Source organism: Serratia aquatilis (assembly GCF_044865145.1).
In the GTDB taxonomy this organism is placed as follows: domain Bacteria; phylum Pseudomonadota; class Gammaproteobacteria; order Enterobacterales; family Enterobacteriaceae; genus Chania; species Chania aquatilis.
In genome coordinates, this window is record NZ_CP173186.1 from 4,246,366 (window position 1) to 4,267,112 (window position 20,747).

13 protein-coding genes are annotated in these 20,747 nt (G+C 50.6%); 5 read left to right on the top strand and 8 right to left on the bottom strand.

The features are described 5' to 3' along the window. Positions 1-350: 350 nt before the first annotated feature. On the top strand, positions 351-710 hold the full coding sequence (gene queD / locus SAQUA_RS19195) for a 6-carboxytetrahydropterin synthase QueD (RefSeq protein WP_380678421.1): 360 nt from the start codon (positions 351-353) through the stop codon (positions 708-710). Between the two features lie 7 nt (positions 711-717). On the opposite strand, the gene queE is transcribed toward queD, so the two are convergent. Then, positions 718-1,389: a 7-carboxy-7-deazaguanine synthase QueE gene (gene queE / locus SAQUA_RS19200; RefSeq protein WP_380678423.1), complete on the bottom strand. Its 672-nt coding sequence runs from the start codon at positions 1,387-1,389 to the stop codon at positions 718-720. A gap of 386 nt (positions 1,390-1,775) precedes the next feature. Between queE and hutU the strand changes: the two genes are divergently transcribed. The 3 genes from hutU (at position 1,776) to SAQUA_RS19215 (ending at position 6,498) form a co-directional block, all read left to right on the top strand. Beyond that, entirely contained in the window at positions 1,776-3,467 is a 1,692-nt protein-coding gene (gene hutU, locus SAQUA_RS19205) for a urocanate hydratase (RefSeq protein ID WP_380678425.1), read from the top strand. Further along, the gene (gene hutH, locus SAQUA_RS19210; RefSeq protein WP_380678427.1) at positions 3,464-4,999 is read left to right on the top strand and encodes a histidine ammonia-lyase; all 1,536 of its coding nucleotides are present in this window, start codon (positions 3,464-3,466) and stop codon (positions 4,997-4,999) included. Before hutU ends, hutH begins: the two co-directional genes overlap by 4 nt. 104 nt (positions 5,000-5,103) lie before the next feature. Continuing rightward, the gene (locus tag SAQUA_RS19215; RefSeq protein ID WP_380678429.1) at positions 5,104-6,498 is read left to right on the top strand and encodes an amino acid permease; all 1,395 of its coding nucleotides are present in this window, start codon (positions 5,104-5,106) and stop codon (positions 6,496-6,498) included. A gap of 93 nt (positions 6,499-6,591) precedes the next feature. On the opposite strand, the gene eno is transcribed toward SAQUA_RS19215, so the two are convergent. The 5 genes from eno to rlmD all read right to left on the bottom strand — a co-directional run bounded on the left by eno (position 6,592) and on the right by rlmD (position 14,472). After that, positions 6,592-7,887, bottom strand: a complete 1,296-nt coding sequence (gene eno, locus SAQUA_RS19220; RefSeq protein WP_380678431.1) for a phosphopyruvate hydratase — start codon at positions 7,885-7,887, stop codon at positions 6,592-6,594. A gap of 85 nt (positions 7,888-7,972) precedes the next feature. Further along, the gene (pyrG, locus tag SAQUA_RS19225; protein WP_380678434.1) at positions 7,973-9,610 is read right to left on the bottom strand and encodes a glutamine hydrolyzing CTP synthase; all 1,638 of its coding nucleotides are present in this window, start codon (positions 9,608-9,610) and stop codon (positions 7,973-7,975) included. Positions 9,611-9,970: 360 nt separating this feature from the next. Beyond that, positions 9,971-10,771 (bottom strand): nucleoside triphosphate pyrophosphohydrolase, encoded by an 801-nt coding sequence (mazG, locus tag SAQUA_RS19230; protein ID WP_380678436.1) that lies wholly within the window; start codon positions 10,769-10,771, stop codon positions 9,971-9,973. 116 nt (positions 10,772-10,887) lie between these two features. After that, the gene (relA, locus tag SAQUA_RS19235) at positions 10,888-13,119 is read right to left on the bottom strand and encodes a GTP diphosphokinase (RefSeq protein WP_380678438.1); all 2,232 of its coding nucleotides are present in this window, start codon (positions 13,117-13,119) and stop codon (positions 10,888-10,890) included. 9 nt (positions 13,120-13,128) lie between these two features. Continuing rightward, entirely contained in the window at positions 13,129-14,472 is a 1,344-nt protein-coding gene (rlmD, locus tag SAQUA_RS19240; protein ID WP_380678574.1) for a 23S rRNA (uracil(1939)-C(5))-methyltransferase RlmD, read from the bottom strand. 64 nt (positions 14,473-14,536) lie between these two features. On the opposite strand from rlmD, the gene barA reads away from it, so the two are divergent. Beyond that, the gene (gene barA / locus SAQUA_RS19245) at positions 14,537-17,269 is read left to right on the top strand and encodes a two-component sensor histidine kinase BarA (protein WP_380678440.1); all 2,733 of its coding nucleotides are present in this window, start codon (positions 14,537-14,539) and stop codon (positions 17,267-17,269) included. A gap of 83 nt (positions 17,270-17,352) precedes the next feature. Here barA and degP read toward each other — a convergent pair whose 3' ends face one another. Continuing rightward, positions 17,353-18,777, bottom strand: coding sequence for a serine endoprotease DegP (degP, locus tag SAQUA_RS19250; protein ID WP_380678442.1), 1,425 nt, complete (start codon positions 18,775-18,777; stop codon positions 17,353-17,355). Between the two features lie 372 nt (positions 18,778-19,149). Further along, positions 19,150-20,667 (bottom strand): dGTPase, encoded by a 1,518-nt coding sequence (dgt, locus tag SAQUA_RS19255; protein WP_380678444.1) that lies wholly within the window; start codon positions 20,665-20,667, stop codon positions 19,150-19,152. Between the last annotated feature and the right edge of the window lie 80 nt (positions 20,668-20,747).

Below are 20,747 nucleotides of genomic sequence, written 5' to 3' on the forward strand. Positions count from 1 at the left end.
TCAGTCGCTGTTTAATTTCCTGAAAAGATCAGGAGAGTTTGTAAGGTTAACGAGCGTAATTGCAACGATTAAATAAGGGATAGCAATAATTAATAACCAAAATGACTAAGCGGTTTTTCCGGTAACAGATAGTGATTAAACAGGTAAGGTTTTATTTTTAACCAACTGATAAACAGAATATTTTTTTACCATTATTTGAATGGATCGCATTTCTGGCTGATGAGCACTGCCGATAAGGATATCTCAGACCTAACAAATAAAGTGATAAGGCTTAGCTGTCGGGGATAAATGGCAAGCAGACCCACTTTCCGTTACTATGCGGCAGTTTTTGAATCAATGAGGCTGTATTGATGCCAACCACGCTGTTTAAAGATTTTCAGTTTGAAGCCGCACACTTTCTGCCACATGTGCCAGAGGGCCACAAATGCGGTCGTCTGCACGGACATTCTTTTCTGGTGCGTCTGGAAGTAACCGGCGAAGTGGATGCGCATACCGGTTGGGTAATGGATTTTGCCGAGATTAAGGCCGCGTTTGACCCCATTTGGCAGCGTCTTGATCATCATTACCTGAATGAAATTCCTGGATTAGAGAATCCCACCAGCGAAGTGCTTGCTGCCTGGATTTGGCAGCAAGTGAAGCCACAACTGCCAGCATTAAGCGCAGTGATGGTGAAAGAAACCTGCACCGCTGGTTGTGTGTATAAGGGCTAAGGGATTGTCAGGCGATATTGAGATACTTGTGAGTTTGCATTGAAAGCCGCCAGTTACGGGCGATACAGGTTTCAATACACAACCGCGTGGCCTCTTCTTTCTGGCTAATGGGTTGTAGAGCGATGATTCGATGTTTTTGGTCGTGTAACGTGGCTAATAACATATCCAGAGCCTCGATATCTCGCTCACGCCCAACCGGGTGTTTGATCTCATCGGCACGAATCAGCGCCTGTTCTAATACCTTTAATCCTCCGCGCATATTTACTTTCGGCGAAACAGTCACCCAGGTAGTGGGAGAACAACGAACCTCATGGGTACCGCTGGTTTCGATCTGGCAGCTAAAACCGTTATTTTCCAAAAACGTGGTCAGTGGGTTCAGATCGTAAATGCACGGTTCGCCGCCAGTAATGACAATGTGACGGGCAGTGTATCCCTGCTGTTGGATCACCTCGAGCAGTCGCTCAGCGGTGGCGTTACTCCATGTGTCGCTCTCCTGGTTCTTTACCAAGATCCGTTGTACATCGACTTCCCGATCGGCGTTCTTTTCCCAGGTATGTTTGGTATCGCACCAACTGCATCCCACTGGGCAACCCTGCAAGCGGATAAAAATAGCCGGTACACCGGTGAAATAACCTTCACCCTGCAAGGTCTGGAACATTTCATTAATCGGGTAATTCATCGATTTCTCAATTCAGAAGGATAAAGCATGATTATCGCAGAACCCCTGGTTGGATCCCATCGTCACTTTGCGCGCCAACAACTTGTAACTCATATGTAAAATTATTGTGATTTATAGCTCAAAAATGACACAACTTTAATTCATTTTTGTCGTATGGCTCACTATTTAATGGCATCCAATCAATGCCAAAATTTAAAAAATAAACAATAAAAACAAAATCTTAATAAAAAACACAGTTTTCGTTATGCATTTCAGCGCTTCACTGGTCAGTGTTGCATATGCTTGTACATACAAGTATATGTTAATTAAACCTACGCATTGTTATGACTTGGGGCCTTTCATGCCTCGTCATGAGATCTGTACCGATACTGTTTGAGGAAATCGCTGTGACTGCAAATAACAAAATTCGCAACGTCGATGTTCGCGCACCACGCGGCACAAAATTAAATGCCAAAAGCTGGCAGACCGAAGCGCCACTGCGCATGCTGATGAACAATCTAGACCCTGAGGTAGCAGAGGATCCGCACGAGTTGGTGGTTTATGGTGGCATTGGCCGCGCGGCCCGCGATTGGGATTGCTACGACAAGATTGTCGAAACACTGAAGAACTTGGAAGATAACGAGACCCTGTTGGTGCAATCGGGCAAACCGGTGGGCGTTTTCAAAACCCATAGTAACGCTCCACGTGTACTGATTGCCAACTCTAACCTGGTTCCTCACTGGGCAACCTGGGAGCACTTCAACGAGTTGGATGCTAAAGGTCTGGCAATGTATGGCCAGATGACCGCCGGCAGTTGGATTTACATTGGCAGCCAAGGCATTGTGCAAGGCACCTACGAAACTTTCGTTGAAGCTGGCCGTCAGCATTACGAGGGTAGTCTGCAGGGCCGCTGGGTTTTGACTGCTGGGCTGGGCGGGATGGGTGGTGCACAACCATTGGCCGCTACGCTGGCTGGAGCCTGTTCGTTGAATATAGAATGCCAGCAAAGCCGTATCGATTTCCGCTTGAAGACCCGTTATGTCGACGAGCAGGCCAAGGATTTGGATGACGCACTAGCGCGAATCAAAAAATACACTGCCGAAGGTAAAGCAATCTCCATCGCCCTTTGCGGTAATGCGGCAGAAATTCTGCCAGAGCTGGTCAAACGTGGCGTACGCCCGGATATGGTGACAGACCAGACCAGTGCCCACGATCCACTGAACGGTTACTTACCGAAAGGCTGGAACTGGGAAGAATACCGTCGTCGCGCGCAAACTGAACCTGCTCTGGTAGTAAAAGCGGCTAAACAATCAATGGCCGAACATGTCACCGCCATGCTGGCATTCCAGAAAATGGGAGTGCCAACCTTCGATTACGGGAACAACATCCGCCAGATGGCTCAAGAAATGGGTGTCGAGAACGCCTTTGATTTCCCAGGTTTTGTACCGGCATATATTCGCCCTCTGTTCTGCCGGGGGATCGGCCCATTCCGTTGGGCTGCGTTGTCTGGCGATCCGCAGGATATCTACAAAACTGACGCCATGGTCAAAGAGTTGATCCCGGACGATGAGCATCTCCATCGCTGGTTGGATATGGCACGCGAACGCATCAGTTTCCAAGGTTTACCGGCGCGTATCTGTTGGGTTGGGCTTGGCCAACGAGCCAAACTGGGCTTGGCGTTTAATGAGATGGTGCGCAGTGGCGAACTTTCTGCACCTATCGTAATTGGCCGCGACCATCTGGATTCAGGCTCGGTAGCCAGCCCGAACCGTGAAACGGAATCAATGAAAGACGGTTCCGACGCCGTGTCCGACTGGCCGCTGCTCAACGCCTTGCTCAACACCGCAAGTGGTGCAACATGGGTTTCTCTACACCACGGTGGTGGCGTAGGTATGGGCTTCTCCCAACATTCCGGTATGGTCATTGTTTGTGATGGCACCGATGAAGCCGCCGAGCGTATTGCACGTGTGCTGCATAACGACCCGGCTACCGGTGTCATGCGTCATGCCGATGCCGGATACGATATTGCAATCGACTGCGCCCGTGAACAAGGCCTTAACTTACCTATGGTGGCTGCAACTCAGGGGGATAAAGCATGAAAACGCTGACTATCCGCCCTGGCAAGCTAACCCTTGCAGAGTTGCGTCAGGTTTATCAGCATCCGGTTACGGTTACGCTGGACGACAACGCCTACGGTGCGATCCAGAAAAGCGTTGCCTGTGTGGAACGCATTGTGGAAGAAAACCGCACTACCTACGGCATCAATACCGGCTTTGGTCTGCTGGCTTCTACCCGTATTGCCCGTGAAGATTTAGAAAACCTACAGCGCTCCATCGTGCTGTCCCACTCGGCTGGTGTCGGTGCTCCTACCGATGACAATCTGGTGCGCCTGATTATGGTTCTGAAGATCAACAGCCTGTCCCGTGGTTTCTCAGGGATCCGTCTGGAGGTTATTCAGGCGCTGATGGCGTTGGTCAATACCGAAGTGTATCCGCATATTCCGCTAAAAGGTTCTGTCGGTGCTTCAGGCGATCTGGCCCCGCTGGCACATATGAGTCTGGTGTTGCTGGGTGAAGGCAAGGCACGCTACCAAGGGGAATGGTTACCGGCGACCGAAGCACTGGCTAAAGCCGGCCTGAAACCCTTGACGCTGGCAGCCAAAGAGGGGCTGGCTCTGCTCAACGGCACGCAGGTTTCCGCTGCTTTCGCTCTGCGCGGCCTGTTTGACGCGGAAGATCTGTACGCTGCCGCAACGGTAACGGGCAGCCTGACAGTTGAAGCCGCTCTGGGATCGCGTAGCCCATTCGATCCACGTATTCACGAAGTCCGTGGGCAGCGCGGCCAGATCGATGCCGCAACTGCTTATCGTCATCTGTTGGGGGAACGTAGCGCCATTTCTGACTCGCATCAGAACTGCGAGAAAGTGCAGGATCCTTATTCTCTGCGCTGCCAACCCCAGGTAATGGGGGCTTGTCTGACACAAATCCGTCAGGCAGCAGAAGTACTACAAATCGAAGCCAACGCAGTTTCTGATAACCCGCTGGTGTTTGCCGATCAGGGCGATGTCCTGTCGGGCGGCAATTTCCATGCGGAGCCGGTTGCTATGGCGGCAGATAATCTGGCACTGGCATTCGCTGAGATCGGTTCACTCTCTGAGCGCCGTATCTCTCTGCTGATGGATAAACACATGTCGCAGTTGCCGCCATTCCTGGTGGAAAACGGCGGCGTAAACTCCGGTTTTATGATTGCCCAGGTCACAGCTGCGGCCCTGACCAGTGAAAACAAAGCACTGGCTCACCCAGCGAGTGTCGACAGCATCCCGACGTCAGCAAACCAGGAAGACCACGTATCAATGGCACCAGCAGCGGGCCGTCGCCTGTGGGAAATGGCAGATAATGTGCGTGGCATTCTGGCTGTGGAATGGCTATCTGCATGCCAAGGATTAGATTTTCGTAAAGGCCTGCAAACGACCGAAGGCCTGGAACAGGCTCGCCGTCTGCTGCGTGAGCATGTCAGCTATTACGATAAAGATCGGTTCTTTGCCCCTGATATCGAAGCGGCCAGCCAACTGTTAGCGGCGGGTCATCTAACCGCTCTGATACCTGCTACCTTGCTGCCTAGCCAGATGTAACAAAGCCTATTACCCTACAAGTTCGTACTCTATCCCGCCGGGATTCGTTCCCCCGGCGCGGATAGCGCTGCCTGTCCGACAACTAAATTAATACGGAGAGCAACATGCGTACCGAGAAACCACAACTACGACGCGGCTTGAACGCCCGGCATATTCGCTTTATGGCTCTGGGTTCAGCCATCGGCACTGGTTTATTTTACGGCTCAGCCGGCGCAATTCAGTTAGCTGGCCCAGCGGTGCTGCTGGCCTATCTGGTAGGCGGTGCCGCAGTGTTTATGGTAATGCGGGCATTAGGAGAAATGGCAGTGCATCAGCCCGTTTCTGGTTCCTTTGGCCACTATGCCAGCCATTACCTTGGCCCATTAGCCGGATTCCTCACCGGCTGGACCTATACCTTTGAGATGGTGATCGTGGCGCTGGCCGACGTGACGGCCTTCGGCATCTATATGGGGCTATGGTTCCCGGAAGTTGCGCAGTGGGTCTGGGTGTTGAGTATCATCTTCTTTATTGGTGCGCTCAATATGTGCAACGTCAAAGTGTTTGGTGAAATGGAGTTCTGGCTGTCATTAGTCAAGGTTGCGGCTATTGTGGCGATGATCGTCGGCGGTGCCGCCGTGATGCTGTTTGGCTTCGGTATGACACAGCAGGCTACCGGTTTCAGTAACCTGTGGCAGCACGGTGGGTTTATGCCAAACGGGATTGGCGGTGTTGTCGCTTCGCTGGCTGTGGTTATGTTTGCCTTCGGCGGGATTGAAATTATCGGGATTACCGCCAGCGAAGCCAAAGATCCCGCCAAGGTACTGCCAAAGGCGATCAATGCCGTGCCGATACGTATCCTGTTGTTCTACGTGTTAACGCTTCTGGTATTAATGTCTATCTACCCGTGGAACAGCATTGGTCAAAATGGTAGCCCGTTCGTGGAAATCTTCAGCAATCTGGGGATCAGTTCGGCAGCTAACGTCCTGAACGTGGTAGTGATCACCGCCGCTATCTCCGCCATCAACAGTGATATTTTCGGGGCTGGCCGCATGATGTATGGCATGGCTAATGATGGTCAGGCACCTAAAAGCTTCTCCAAGCTGACCAATAACGGGGTGCCATGGATGACCGTATTGGTGATGTCCATCGCTTTACTGCTGGCGGTGGTACTCAACTACCTGATCCCTGAAAAAATATTCATGATTATTGCCTCTATTGCTACCTTCGCCACGGTTTGGGTATGGCTGATGATCCTGCTTTCACAAATCGCCATGCGCCGCACACTCACCAAAGAAGAAATCAGTAAACTGAGTTTCCCGGTACCTTGGTGGCCGGTAGCCCCTGCGCTGGCAACGGCATTTATGCTGTTTGTCATCGGCCTGCTCGGTTACTTCGAAGCGAGCCGTATTGCACTGTTTGTAGGATTGGTGTGGGTAGCATTCCTGACGCTGGCTTATTGGTTGTGGGTACGTAAAAAGGATGGGGGGTCACCCGCGATAGCCACGACTGAAAGTCAGTAATAATCAGACGTGCTTTAGCAGTAGGTAAAGCAGCTAGAAAACAAAAACCCGCCGCAGCGGGTTTTTTTTACTTAGTAACGAATCAGACCGTTATTACTGACCTTTAACTTCTTTCAGGCCATTGAACGGTGCGCGGTCGCCCAGCGCTTCTTCGATACGGATCAGTTGGTTATATTTTGCAACACGGTCAGAACGGCTCATAGAACCGGTTTTGATCTGGCCAGCTGCAGTACCTACTGCCAAGTCAGCGATAGTTGCATCTTCGGTTTCACCTGAACGGTGAGAGATAACCGCAGTGTAACCAGCATCTTTAGCCATCTTGATAGCAGCCAGAGTTTCGGTCAAAGAACCGATCTGGTTGAATTTGATCAGGATGGAGTTAGCGATGCCTTTCTCGATACCTTCTTTCAGGATCTTAGTGTTGGTTACGAACAGATCGTCACCAACCAGCTGGATTTTGTCGCCCAGCACTTTGGTCTGGTACGCGAAACCAGCCCAGTCAGATTCATCCAGACCGTCTTCGATAGAAACGATTGGGTATTGCTTGGTCAGTTCTTCCAGGAAGTGAGTGAACTCTTCAGAGGTGAACGCTTTGTTGCCTTCGCCAGCCAGAACGTATTTGCCGTCTTTGTAGAATTCAGAGGCTGCACAGTCCATAGCCAGAGTCACGTCTTTACCCAGTTCGTACCCTGCTGCTTTCACCGCTTCGGCGATAACAGCCAGAGCTTCAGCGTTTGAACCCAGGTTTGGAGCATAGCCACCTTCATCACCCACTGCAGTGTTCATGCCTTTGGCTTTCAGCACTTTTGCCAGGTGATGGAAAACTTCAGAACCGATGCGCACAGCTTCTTTCAGAGTTTTCGCACCTACTGGCTGGATCATGAACTCTTGAATGTCGACGTTGTTGTCGGCGTGCTCACCACCGTTGATGATGTTCATCATTGGCAGAGGCATAGAGAATTTGCCTGGGGTGCCGTTCAGTTCTGCAATGTGCTCATACAGCGGCATGCCTTTGGATGCAGCAGCGGCTTTAGCAGCAGCCAGTGAAACTGCCAGGATGGCGTTAGCACCAAACTGGGATTTGTTCTCAGTGCCGTCCAGGTCGATCATGATTTTATCGATGTTAGCCTGGTCTTTGGCATCTTTACCCAGTACTGCCTGAGCGATTGGGCCGTTTACCGCAGCAACGGCTTTCAATACGCCTTTACCCAGAAAACGAGATTTGTCACCATCACGCAGTTCCAGTGCTTCACGAGAACCGGTAGATGCACCTGACGGTGCTGCAGCCAGACCGACGAAACCACCTTCCAGATGAACTTCAGCTTCAACGGTAGGGTTTCCGCGTGAGTCGATGATTTCACGGCCAATGACTTTAACAATTTTAGACATACAGGTTTTCCTTAAGTCACAAGTTAAACTAAAACTCCAGACAAACAAACGCGCGGTTATTGCCGCGCGTCGCTTACCAAAACTCTTATTTCACCTGACGCTTCTGATGCTCGCCCGCCGCTTTGACAAAACCAGCGAACAACGGGTGCCCATCACGCGGCGTCGAAGTAAACTCAGGGTGGAACTGACAGGCCACAAACCACGGGTGGTCGGGCAATTCGATAATCTCAACCAGCTTGTTATCAGCAGAACGGCCAGCAACCACTAAACCGGCGGCTTCGATCGGCTTCAACAACATGTTGTTCACTTCATAGCGGTGGCGATGACGTTCAACTATAGTTGGCTCGCCATACATCTTGCGTACCAGGCTGTTGTCGGTCAGATGGCATTGCTGCCCACCAACACGCATGGTACCACCCAAATCACTTTCTTCAGTACGCACTTCAACGTTGCCGTCTTCATCGCGCCATTCAGTAATTAAAGCAATCACAGGATACTTACAGTCTGGCACAAATTCAGTCGAGTTGGCGTTTTGCATGCCCGCCACGTTACGGGCAAACTCGATTAACGCCACCTGCATCCCCAGGCAAATGCCCAGATAAGGAATTTTGTTCTCGCGCGCATAACGCGCCGTCATCACTTTGCCTTCCACGCCACGGTAACCAAAGCCACCGGGAATGAGGATCGCATCCAGGTCTTTCAGCACTTCAACACCGCGTGTTTCAACATCTTGTGAATCAATCAGCTTGATATTGACGGTCAGACGATTTTTAAGACCACCGTGCTTCAGCGCCTCAATAACAGACTTGTAGGCATCCGGCAGTTCGACATATTTGCCTACCATGCCGATGGTCACTTCACCACCTGGATTCGCTTCTTGGTAAATCACCTGCTCCCATTCGGCCAGGTTAGCTTCCGGGGCATTGAGGCTGAATCGTTTACAAATATAATCGTCCAACCCTTGGGATTTCAATAGGCCTGGAATTTTATAAATAGAATCAACGTCTTTAAGCGAGATAACGGCTTTTTCCGGCACATTACAGAACAGGGCAATTTTCGCGCGTTCGTTTGCCGGAACTGTGCGGTCGGAACGACAGATCAACACATCAGGCTGAATACCTATGGAAAGCAGTTCTTTTACTGAATGCTGAGTAGGCTTGGTTTTGACTTCACCTGCTGCGGCCAGATACGGCACCAACGTCAAATGCATGTACAGCGTATGCTCGCGGCCCACTTCAACCGCCATCTGGCGAATGGCTTCCAGGAATGGCAGAGATTCGATATCACCAACCGTACCACCGATTTCAACCAGCACCACATCGTGGCCTTCGCCGCCCTCGATGATGCGTTCTTTAATGGCGTTGGTAACGTGCGGGATAACCTGTACGGTGGCACCCAAATAGTCGCCACGACGCTCTTTACGCAGTACATCGGAGTAGATACGGCCAGTGGTAAAATTATTACGCCGCGTCATTTTGGTACGGATAAAGCGCTCGTAGTGACCCAGATCAAGATCGGTTTCAGCGCCGTCTTCGGTGACGAAAACTTCCCCATGCTGAATCGGGCTCATGGTGCCCGGATCCACATTGATGTACGGGTCCAGTTTCATGATGGTAACGTTGAGGCCACGGGCTTCAAGAATAGCCGCCAGAGAGGCTGCGGCAATGCCTTTACCCAGAGAGGATACGACCCCGCCGGTCACAAAAATATAATTAGTTGTCATGCTGAACCTGAGAGTTTAGGTTTAAAGACGATGGAAGAACCAAGACGGGAAAGTAGTATACCCGAACCTCTCCTGACCTACAAACGATCGTTTTGCCTTCCATCATCTCTGTAACTCCCCTGGGTTATTCCGGGTAAAATCTGCAAGCCCCACTTATCATACTTTTTTAAAACAACAAGTTAGCACGGAAAACCATCAATAAACCGTATCTTTTTCCAAAAAAAACCTTACATTTCAGTTTATTGGCTTTTTGTACCCATTAACACATCGTTCAGCAAACTATGGTGTAGAGCTTAACCGTTTCAGCATACTTGAATATTGTCACCGATCAAACAAGCGGCACTGAGCAAGCAATGGTATTTATGATGGGTTTTCCAGGCGTTTCACTTGCTGCCAGGCCTCTTCCATCTGTTCCAGTGTGGCATCTTGCATCCTCAGGCCCTGTTGCTGCACGATTTCCTCAACCTGGCGGAAACGCCGCTCAAACTTGCGGTTGGCCACCTGCAGCGCGTTTTCAGCTTTGTGCCCAAGGTGGCGAGAGAGATTGACGGTGGCAAATAGCAGATCGCCAATTTCCTCCTCCAGCTTTTGCTCATCTACCACCGCTTGCTTCGCCTCAAACATCACCTCATCGAGTTCTTCGTACACTTTATCCAGCACCGGTCCCAGCGTGTTCCAATCAAAACCTACCGCAGAACAACGTTTCTGAATTTTCTGGGCTTTCATCAACGCGGGTAAGGCATTGGGAATATCATCCAGCGCCGAATGCAGGGCTTTCTCTGCCCGTTCCCCGGCCTTCAATTGCTCCCAGCGTGCCGAAACGGCTTCACTGTCGGCGGCTTGCGCTTCACCAAAGATATGTGGATGACGACGCTCAAGCTTGTCGCTGATTGCATTGCAGATCTGGTCAAAATCAAACAGCCCCTGCTCGTGCCCCATCTGCGCATAAAACACCACCTGGAACAGCAGGTCACCCAATTCATCACGCAGATCGGCAAAATCCTGGCGCTCGATGGCATCCAGCACTTCGTAAGTCTCTTCCAGTGTGTAAGGTGCGATAGTGGCAAAAGTTTGCTTACGGTCCCACGGGCATCCTCCCTGCGGATCACGCAAGGTTTTCATGATGTTCAGCAGGCGTTGCAACGGGATGGATTGGGTCATATTGATATCTCTGACAAAAAAACGGGCACCAAAGTGCCCATATTAAAGTTGCGCCTATGGCTCACAGGATCCATCAAGGCGATAAAAACGGTACGGCTTGAAAAACCGCCGGATATTCACTTGCCGTGCAGACGTTTAGCATCAATAACGTCCGGCAATTGGTTAAGTTTGGCCAATACGCGCCCAAGCACCTGCTGATTATAGATTTCGATATCCATATCAATTGTCGCCAACTGCTTTTTAGTGTCACTCCGGCTGGCAACCCCCAACACGTTGACCTTTTCGTTAGCCAAAATAGTGGTAATGTCGCGCAATAATCCACTGCGATCGTTAGCTACTACCCTAACCACCAATGAATAACCACTGGAGTAGCTTTCCCCCCAGACGGCGTCAACGATCCGCTCTGGAGCATGAGATTGCAGTTCTGCCAGTTGATCACAGTCCGCACGGTGGATCGAGATCCCGCGGCCCTGAGTGATAAAACCAACAATGTCGTCGCCAGGGATCGGTTGGCAGCAACGGGCAATGTGGTGCATCAGATTACCGACCCCTTCAACCACTACGCGGCCATTATCTTTGCTACGGGCAGCAGCGGGCGTTTTATGGTGGGTCAGTTGGCGCAGGGCTTCACGGTCCTGCTCTTCTGCGCTCGGCTTATGGAGCTTGCCCTGGAGAAAATTCACCATCTGATTCAGGCGAATATCACCACCACCAATTGCAGCCAGCACTTCATCTAGCGAATTAACGTTATAACGTGGGATCAGCAGTTTTTCAGCCTCTCGCAGGCTGATACCAAGGTGTTCCAGCTCATTGTCGAGCATCTGCCGACCAGCCAGGATGTTTTTATCACGATCCTGTTTGCGGAACCAGTTGTGGATCTTGGAGCGACCACGGCTGGTGGTCACATAGCCCAGATTCGGGTTTAGCCAGTCACGGCTGGGGTTGGGTTGCTTCTGGGTGATAATTTCAATCTGATCGCCCATCTGCAACTGATAGGTAAATGGCACAATGCGACCGCCAATTTTGGCGCCAATGCAACGATGGCCAACATCGCTATGAATATGGTAGGCAAAATCGAGTGGCGTCGAGCCGGCTGGCAGATCCATCACGTCGCCTTTGGGCGTAAAGACATAAACCCGATCGTCAAACACCTGACTGCGGACTTCATCAAGCATTTCGCCTGAATCAGCCATCTCTTCCTGCCAGGCAATCAGTTTACGCAGCCAGGCGATGCGCTCTTCATAGCCCGAACGCGCAGCGGCTACCGCCCCTTCTTTATATTTCCAGTGCGCGGCAACACCCAGTTCGGCATCTTCATGCATCTGACGGGTGCGGATCTGGATTTCCAGCGTTTTGCCCCGCGGCCCTAGCACCACGGTATGAATCGATTGATAACCGTTTGGTTTCGGGTTAGCGACATAATCGTCGAACTCATCCGGCAAATGGCGAAAATGCGTATGCACAATGCCCAATGCAGCATAGCAATCCTGCAAACGCTCAACGACAACACGCACCGCACGGACATCGAACAACTCGTCAAAGGCCAACGATTTCTTCTGCATCTTGCGCCAGATGCTGTAGATATGCTTTGGCCGGCCATAGATTTCCGCATTGATGCCTTCATCCACCATTGCTTTGTGTAACGAGGCAACGAAATCATCAATAAACTGCTCACGGTCGATTCGGCGCTCGTGCAACAGCTTGGCAATACGTTTGTATTCATCCGGATGCAGGTAACGGAAACAGAAATCCTCCAGTTCCCACTTCAGTTGGCCAATACCCAGGCGGTTGGCCAATGGGGCATAAATATTTGAACACTCCTTGGCCGCCAACACCCGTTCGTCTTCAGGCGCATCTTTGACTTCCCGCAAGTGAGTGATCCGTTCAGCAAGCTTGATAACCACGCAACGGAAGTCTTCCACCATGGCCAGCAGCATACGGCGAACGTTATCGACCTGCTCAGAACCCATAGAGTCGTTGTGCGTGGCTTTCAGTTGGCGAATAGCGTCCATGTCTCTCACACCATGAACCAGAGAAGTGATACCAGAACCAAACTCTTCGGTCAGCGTGGCCTCCTGCACAATCGCAGCGTCCACCAGCGGAAACAGCAACGCCGCGCGCATGCTGTCGTTGTCCATGCTGAGAGTTGAGAGGATTTCCACCATTTCCAGGCCGCGCCAGAGTAAAAGTGGCGCGTCGGGGTGGTTTTTGGTCTGCTGCTCACAATAACGCCAGGTTGCGGCTAATCGCTCACCTGACTGTGGGTTAGGAAGACCCAGGCTGGCGATCCAATCATCAAGCGCGAATTCACCCGCCGTATTCAGATGTGCACTTCTTACCGCAACCATAACTTCTCCCTACTTTGCAGCGTTCCCGGACGCGTGAATAAACAGCGCCATGGATTCAAGATGCCCCGTATGCGGAAACATGTCCAACATCCGCACACGAGCAAGACGATAACCGGCGTTTAGCAACACTTTACTGTCGCGTGCCAGCGTCGTAGGATTACAGGAAACGTAAACCACGCGCTCTGGTGCCAACTTTACTATATGTGACATCACTCCAGGCGCGCCTGCGCGGGCAGGGTCCAACATTACCTTATCAAATCCCTGTGCTGCCCAAGGTTGCCGCTCAACGTCATCCTCCAGATTCTCATGGAAAAATGATACATTAGTCAGCAAATTCTTATGTGCATTATATTGCCCATTCGCTACCAGCGTGGCAACACCTTCTATCCCCACCACTGCTTTTGCCCGTTTGGCTAACGGTAGGGTAAAGTTACCCATCCCGCAAAACAGATCCAATACCCGATCATTGGGCCCAATATTAAGCCATTCAAGGGCCTGAGCCACCATTTGCTGATTTACCGCATCATTAACCTGAATAAAATCACGGGGGCTGAAGTCTAAGCGTAACCCGTCAACCCTGTAATACGGCGCTTCCCCGCACAGTTTTACCAGCCTTTCACTGTCTGGAGCCAAATAGATGGAGACTTTTTGCTGCAATGCAAAAGATAGCAAAGCCTGACGATCGTTCTCTTTAAGCTCTTCCAGGTGGCGTATCACCAAAACTGACACGTTATCCGCCTGAACCAATTCAACATGCCCCAACCGCCTGACGGCTTGAAGCCCACTCAAACAGTCACCCAAGGGTATCAACAGCCGTTCCAGTTCTGCTACCAATACCGGGCATTGCTTCACCGCCACCAGATCGGCAGATGCCGCCTGGCGAAATCCTATCAGCAATTTTTGCTGTTTCGCTTGCCAGATCAGACTTAGGCGAGCCCGCCGACGATAACCGTATTGCGGGCTTGTAATCACCGGCTCCTGCTGTGGCGTTATACCGGTTTCGCGGCCAATCATACGACCCAAAGCTGCCGACTTACTCTGCTGTTGCAGTTCCTTTGAGGCATGTTGCTGCTGGCAGCCGCCACATACACCAAAATGTGGGCAACGTGGTGCTATACGTTGCGGACTGCGATTCAACAAGCGTTTTAGCTTGCCCTTGGCAAATTGCTTTTTGTCTTCAATCAGTAAAATTTCGGCTTGTTCGCCCGGCAAAGCGCCAGCTACAAATACAGCTTTACCCTCATGGTGAGCCACTCCCTGGCCGAATGGATCGAGATCGGTTACCGTTACAGTTAATATTTGTGAAGCTGGCCGGGTCGTCACACGGCGTTTGGGGGAGTAGAATTGCGCCATATTGTCGATTGTGTGCTGGTTCATTAAGCTAGAATTAGTCCCAATTCTCCCACATTGGAATCCCATGACCAAATATAGCTTGCGTGCGCGGATGATGATCCTGATCCTTGCGCCGACATTAATGATCGGTCTTCTCCTCAGCACGTTCTTTGTTGTGCACCGCTACAACGAACTTCAGGAGCAACTGGTAGACTCCGGTGCCAGCATTATCGAACCTTTGGCCGTGGCCAGCGAATATGGCATGACCTTCCGCAGCCGTGAGTCAGTAAGGCAACTGGTTAGCCTTCTGCACCGCCGCCATTCAGATATTGTGCGTTCGATTGCCGTGTTTGATACGGATAACAACCTGTTTGTCACTTCAAATTATCACTACAATTACAATCAATTGCAGTTACCGAAAGGTATGCCAGTCCCCGCCGAATTGATGCTGACGCGGCGAGGCGACTCTTTAATCCTGCGTACCCCCATCGTAACAGAGACCCACTACCCTGATGAAAGTAGCAACAGCGATGTTCAGCCGGACAACACTCTAGGCTATGTTGCGATCGAGCTGGATCTACAATCGGTGAGATTGCAACAATACAAAGAGGTCTTTATTTCGACACTGCTGCTGCTGCTGTGCATGTGTATTGCCATCCTGTTTGCATATCGCCTAATGCGCGACGTCACCGGCCCGATCCGCAACATGGTGAATACTGTCGACCGTATCCGCCGTGGTCAACTCGACAGCCGGGTTGAAGGCTTTATGCTTGGTGAGCTGCACATGTTGAAAAACGGCATCAACTCTATGGCGATGTCACTCACCGCCTATCATGAGGAGATGCAGCAAAATATCGATCAAGCCACTTCCGATCTGCGCGAAACGCTAGAACAAATGGAGATCCAGAACGTTGAACTGGATCTGGCCAAAAAGCGCGCGCAAGAAGCCGCTCGTATCAAATCCGAATTTCTGGCTAACATGTCACATGAGTTGCGGACTCCACTCAATGGTGTCATTGGTTTTACCCGCCAGATGTTGAAAACCGACCTTAGCGCCACTCAAGCCGACTATCTGCAAACCATCGAACGTTCCGCCAACAATCTATTGACGATCATTAACGATGTGCTGGACTTCTCCAAACTGGAAGCCGGTAAACTGGTGCTGGAACATATCCCGTTCTCTCTGCGTGAAACGTTGGATGAAGTGATCGTATTGCTGGCCCCTAGCGCGCATGAAAAAGGGTTGGAACTGACTTTGGACGTGCATAACGACGTACCTGAGCAGGTGATTGGCGACTCATTGCGTCTACAACAGGTGATTACCAATCTGCTCGGTAATGCGGTGAAATTCACCGAGACTGGCAACATTGATATCCGGGTAGAACAGCGTAACCAGTTGGAGGGGCAAGTTGAACTGGAAGTACAGATCCACGATACCGGCATCGGCATTTCTGAGCGTCAACAATCACAATTGTTCCAAGCCTTCCGTCAGGCGGATGCCAGTATTTCACGTCGTCATGGCGGTACCGGCCTGGGCTTGGTAATCACTCAGAAACTGGTGAAAGAGATGGGTGGGGATATCTGTTTCCACAGCCAACTAAACCGAGGTTCCACTTTCTGGTTCCACATTACGTTAGATCTCAACGAAAGCTTGCTATTGCTACCACCAAGCTTGCCGGATCTGCGAGGTAAAACGCTTGCCTATGTCGAAGCCAATCCTGCTGCTGCACAGGCCGCGCTGAGTATATTAAGTACCACTCAGTTGGAAGTGATTTATTCACCAACACTGGGGCAATTGCCGAAAAATGATTATGACTTCCTTCTCCTCGGCGTGCCAATCCCCTATAAAGACAATGTTTCCAGGCATAGAGACAAGCTGATGGAAGCGCTGAAAATTGCCTATCGAGTGATCCTGGCGCTACCTAGTCAGTCGCAAATTGACGCCGAAGAGATGAAAAAGCTCGGTGCAATTGGTTGCCTGATCAAGCCAATCAGTAGCAATCGGCTATATCCTTTACTGCGCATGGAAGCCCCTTACCTATTGAGCCTCCCGCCGGTGCGCAAGCGCTTACCGCTGACGGTAATGGCTGTAGATGATAACCCCGCCAACCTGAAGTTGATCGGGACTCTGCTGGCCGAACAGGTGGAAAAAACGCTGCTGTGTGAAAGCGGTGAAGAAGCTATCGCCCTGGCACGAGACAATGTACTCGATATGATCCTGATGGATATTCAGATGCCGAATATCGACGGGCTTCGAGCCAGCGAACTCATTCGCCAAATGCCACATCACAACTCCACACCAATCGTGGCAGTTACCGCTCACGCAGTGAGTGGAGAACGGGAGCACCTACTGCAGGCAGGAATGGATGACTATCTTGCGAAACCGATTGATGAGGCCATGCTGACAAAGGTACTTTCCCGCTATCATACTGTCGATGCAGAACCTGAACCCGCCAAATCTAGCCCCCCTGTTGAGCAACCGCTGTCGTTGGATTGGCCATTAGCACTGCGCCAGGCAGCCAATAAAGAAGATCTGGCGCGAGACCTGCTGCAGATGTTAATCGAATTCCTGCCACAGGTCAGTGAACGAGTGAAAGCACTGTTGGAAGGCGAACATGACGACACTATTCTGGATCTGATCCACAAACTGCACGGCAGTTGCAGCTACAGCGGTGTTCCCCGCCTCAAACAACTGTGCTTCTATCTTGAACAACAGTTACGTCAGGGGGTAAATAGCAGCGATTTAGAACCGGAGTGGCTGGAACTTTTGGATGAAATTGAACTGGTAAATAGCGAAGCACGTTTCCGACTGGGCTGAGTAACTGGCAGCCAAGCTGGTTATCAAGGCTATAAAACACACCAGGCACGCCGAAGCGTGCCTGGTGTGATCGTAGGAAAATCTTAACGCATCAGCAGATACAATGACGTGTCACCGCGCAGGATGCTCAACGCCAATACTGAAGGTTTACTATCAAGGATCTTCCTTAGTTCACCCAGGTTCTCTACGGGTTGCTGGTTAACACCCAGGATAAGGTCGCCTTTCTTCAGACCAATGCGTGCTGCAGCACTTCCTGCTTTCACGCTGTCAACTTTCACACCTTTTTCTTTGGCGACATTGTTGCTCAACTCCGCCCCTTCAATACCGGTATAAATATTACCGGATTCGACCTGAGCCTGGCTGCCTTGCTCCAGTGTGACTTCGATCGTCAACGGCTTGCCATTGCGGATGATACCCAAAGACATCTTGCTACCAATCGGCAGCGTACCAATCTCGGCGCGGAACGACGCGAAACTGGAGATCGCTTTACCGTTCATGGTAACGATCACGTCACCCGCCTTGATACCTGCCTTGTCGGCTGAGGATTTTGGCACTACCTGGCTGACAAATGCGCCACGCTGTGCGTCCACTTTCATAGCCTGCGCCAGATCAGAATTGAGTTCGGTTCCCATGATGCCCAACTCGCCGCGTTTCACCTGACCAAACTCCACCATCTGCGCAGTCAGGTTTTTCACCATATTGCTCGGAATGGCAAAACCGATACCGATGTTACCACCGTCCGGTGCCAAAATAGCGGTGTTGATACCGATCAGTTCACCGTTCAAGTTGACCAACGCGCCACCGGAGTTACCGCGGTTGATGGCTGCATCGGTTTGAATAAAGTTCTCGTAGTTTTCAATGTTCAGGCCACTGCGCCCCAGAGCAGATACGATCCCGGAGGTTACGGTTTCGCCCAAGCCATACGGGTTCCCTATCGCAACCGTGTAATCGCCTACGCGCAGTTGTTCCGAGTCTGCCATTTTGATAGCAGTCAGGTTTTTAGCATCTTTCAATTGGATCAATGCGATATCAGAACGGGGATCTTTACCGATCACTTTGGCTTCAAAACGACGGCCATCGCTCAGTTGCACCATAATCTTGCTGGCATTGTCCACTACGTGATTATTGGTAACCACATACCCTTTAGTGGCATCAATGATGACACCAGAACCCAGCGCCTTGAAGGTTTCTTTGGTAGCCTCCCCATGCCCCTGCTGACACATTGGCGAGCCCTGGAAAGGGGAACCATCCTGACAGAACGGTGAGTTATCACCGAAAAACTGCTGGAACTGTTGAGGCATCTTTGGAGAATTCACCGTGGTGCTACCTTCCACATTGATGCTCACCACCGAAGGCATAACCTTCTCCAACATGGGGGCCAAGCTTGGTAACGGCTGGGCACTGGTTGATGCAGAAGCACTTTGTGCAGCATTGGCGGTACTTACCGGCCCCAAAGCCAAACCAATACTGAAAGCCAAGGCGCTTAAAATTAGTGCTGTTTTTTTCATTTGTGAGTCTCTTAAAGTCGTTCAAGGAAATACAGGTTTTTTGTGCCTTATAAGAACCCGTTAATAACTTGAAGTTCCGAAACCTGTGAAGCGTAATAGTAAACAAATATTGATGGTCTTTACAAAACTCGAAATACTCCTCCTCGGCTATCCTACTCGCTGGAAAATAAGTAATTATATACCTTATCTATACCCAAAATAATCCGAGTTGCTTGTAGGCGGCAATTGAGTCAAGCCCTAGGAGCATAGATAAACTATGTGACTAGGGTGAGCGACAAATCTGCCTGGCAGATTTGAACGCTGCTTGCAGTGGCCCAGCATGGGCCAAGTAACGCAGCCAACACCCAAGCAACTTGGAGTATGAAGGGGCTATTATTCTGCGGCCATTAGGCGACGATACTCATCATAAGCATAAAGGTCTGTCATCCCGCTGATATAATCCTGTAAAAGTCGAGCCCGATAATAATATTCTCGGATTGACTGCTGTTCCGCAGAAAGATGCTGCAAGCCTTCTACTGCCTCGATATACGCCAACCGGTGTTTGGTAGAGAGCTTATGAAACAGTCTGGTTTCAATGGGGAATCCACGGTGGCTATCCTCCCGCACCAACTGGCTGAAATCCGTTAGTGGCATCAACAGTAGCGGGCTGTAAATTTCCAGTAATCCATTGATAACTCTGTATCCCTGTAACTCTAACTGCTCTACTTCCGGGTGGTTGAATACATGTTTGAAGGCGACATTCTTGAAGATTTTAAGCAGTTCATAGGCCGGGCTCGAGTCTTCCAACAGTGCACCATTGAAGTAACCATGGAAAACCGCATCAAGATTATCTATGAAACGTTGCGCAGCGTGCGGAACCAGCCGGGCCACGGTAAATACCCGCAGATACATAAAGAATTGATCTTCCGAGCTTCGCCGAGTGCCACTACGTTCAATTTTACCAAATGCTCTGGCTACCGTTTTATCAAACAAATCCCCAGGTACGACTTCCCCCCATTCCTGAGTAAGATGTTGATATAACTGCTCGACGGTAAAAATGTTTTTTTCAACTGCGTCTTCCAAGTCAGCAACGCAATAAGAAATATCGTCGGCGGCTTCCATAATATAGGTAAGAGGAAAACGATCAAACTCCCCCATATTCAATTCACGACGTAAACGATCGACAAAAGCCTCTTCAGCTAGATAAAAACCCGGTTTCTTCATCAAATAGCAGTGAGTTTCCGGAATTTTATCTATCCAATAAGCTGGGCGGGTATATTTCAAGATGCAGCCAACCTGGGCATAGGTCAGATTCAGTTTCAGCAACGTATATACCAACCGAATAGCTTGGGCATTACCTTCAAACTGACAGAGATCTTGACGAATGCGGCTACGCAAGCGGTTAAGATCGTTATCACCTTCACGCAATCGGAGAACATCAATCTGACAACGATCATGGCTGCCGGGCTCGCTGCCACAATTGGCAGGATCAAGACGCTGGCGGAACCAATCGTTAATTGCCGACTCGCCGAAATGACCAAAAGGGGGATTACCAATGTCATGCATCAGGCAAGCCATCTCGACAATGCTTTCAAAAGGATCGAGCAATTTGGTCAGACCGAGTGAATCAATACGCTTTTCCTGTTTGAAACGATTGAGGATCTCTTTGGCAATATGCCGCCCTACCTGCTGCACCTCCATCGAGTGCGTCAGGCGACTGCGCACCGCTGCATTACGCTCCAGCGGGAATACCTGCGTTTTCTGCTGCAAACGACGTATAGCCGCCGAATTGATGATCCGCCCACGATCGCTCTCAAATTGCCGGACGATGTCATATTCTTCTTCAGCTTCGAGCGGTTTGCTGAAAGGGCGCTGAAAACTGATTTTTTGCTTAAAGTCGATCCCGGACATCTCTCTCTCCCACCGTTGCGCATTCCCTCCGTGATAACAATTCCCTGCCTGGGATGCAACGGTATTGCGGATTATCTCTC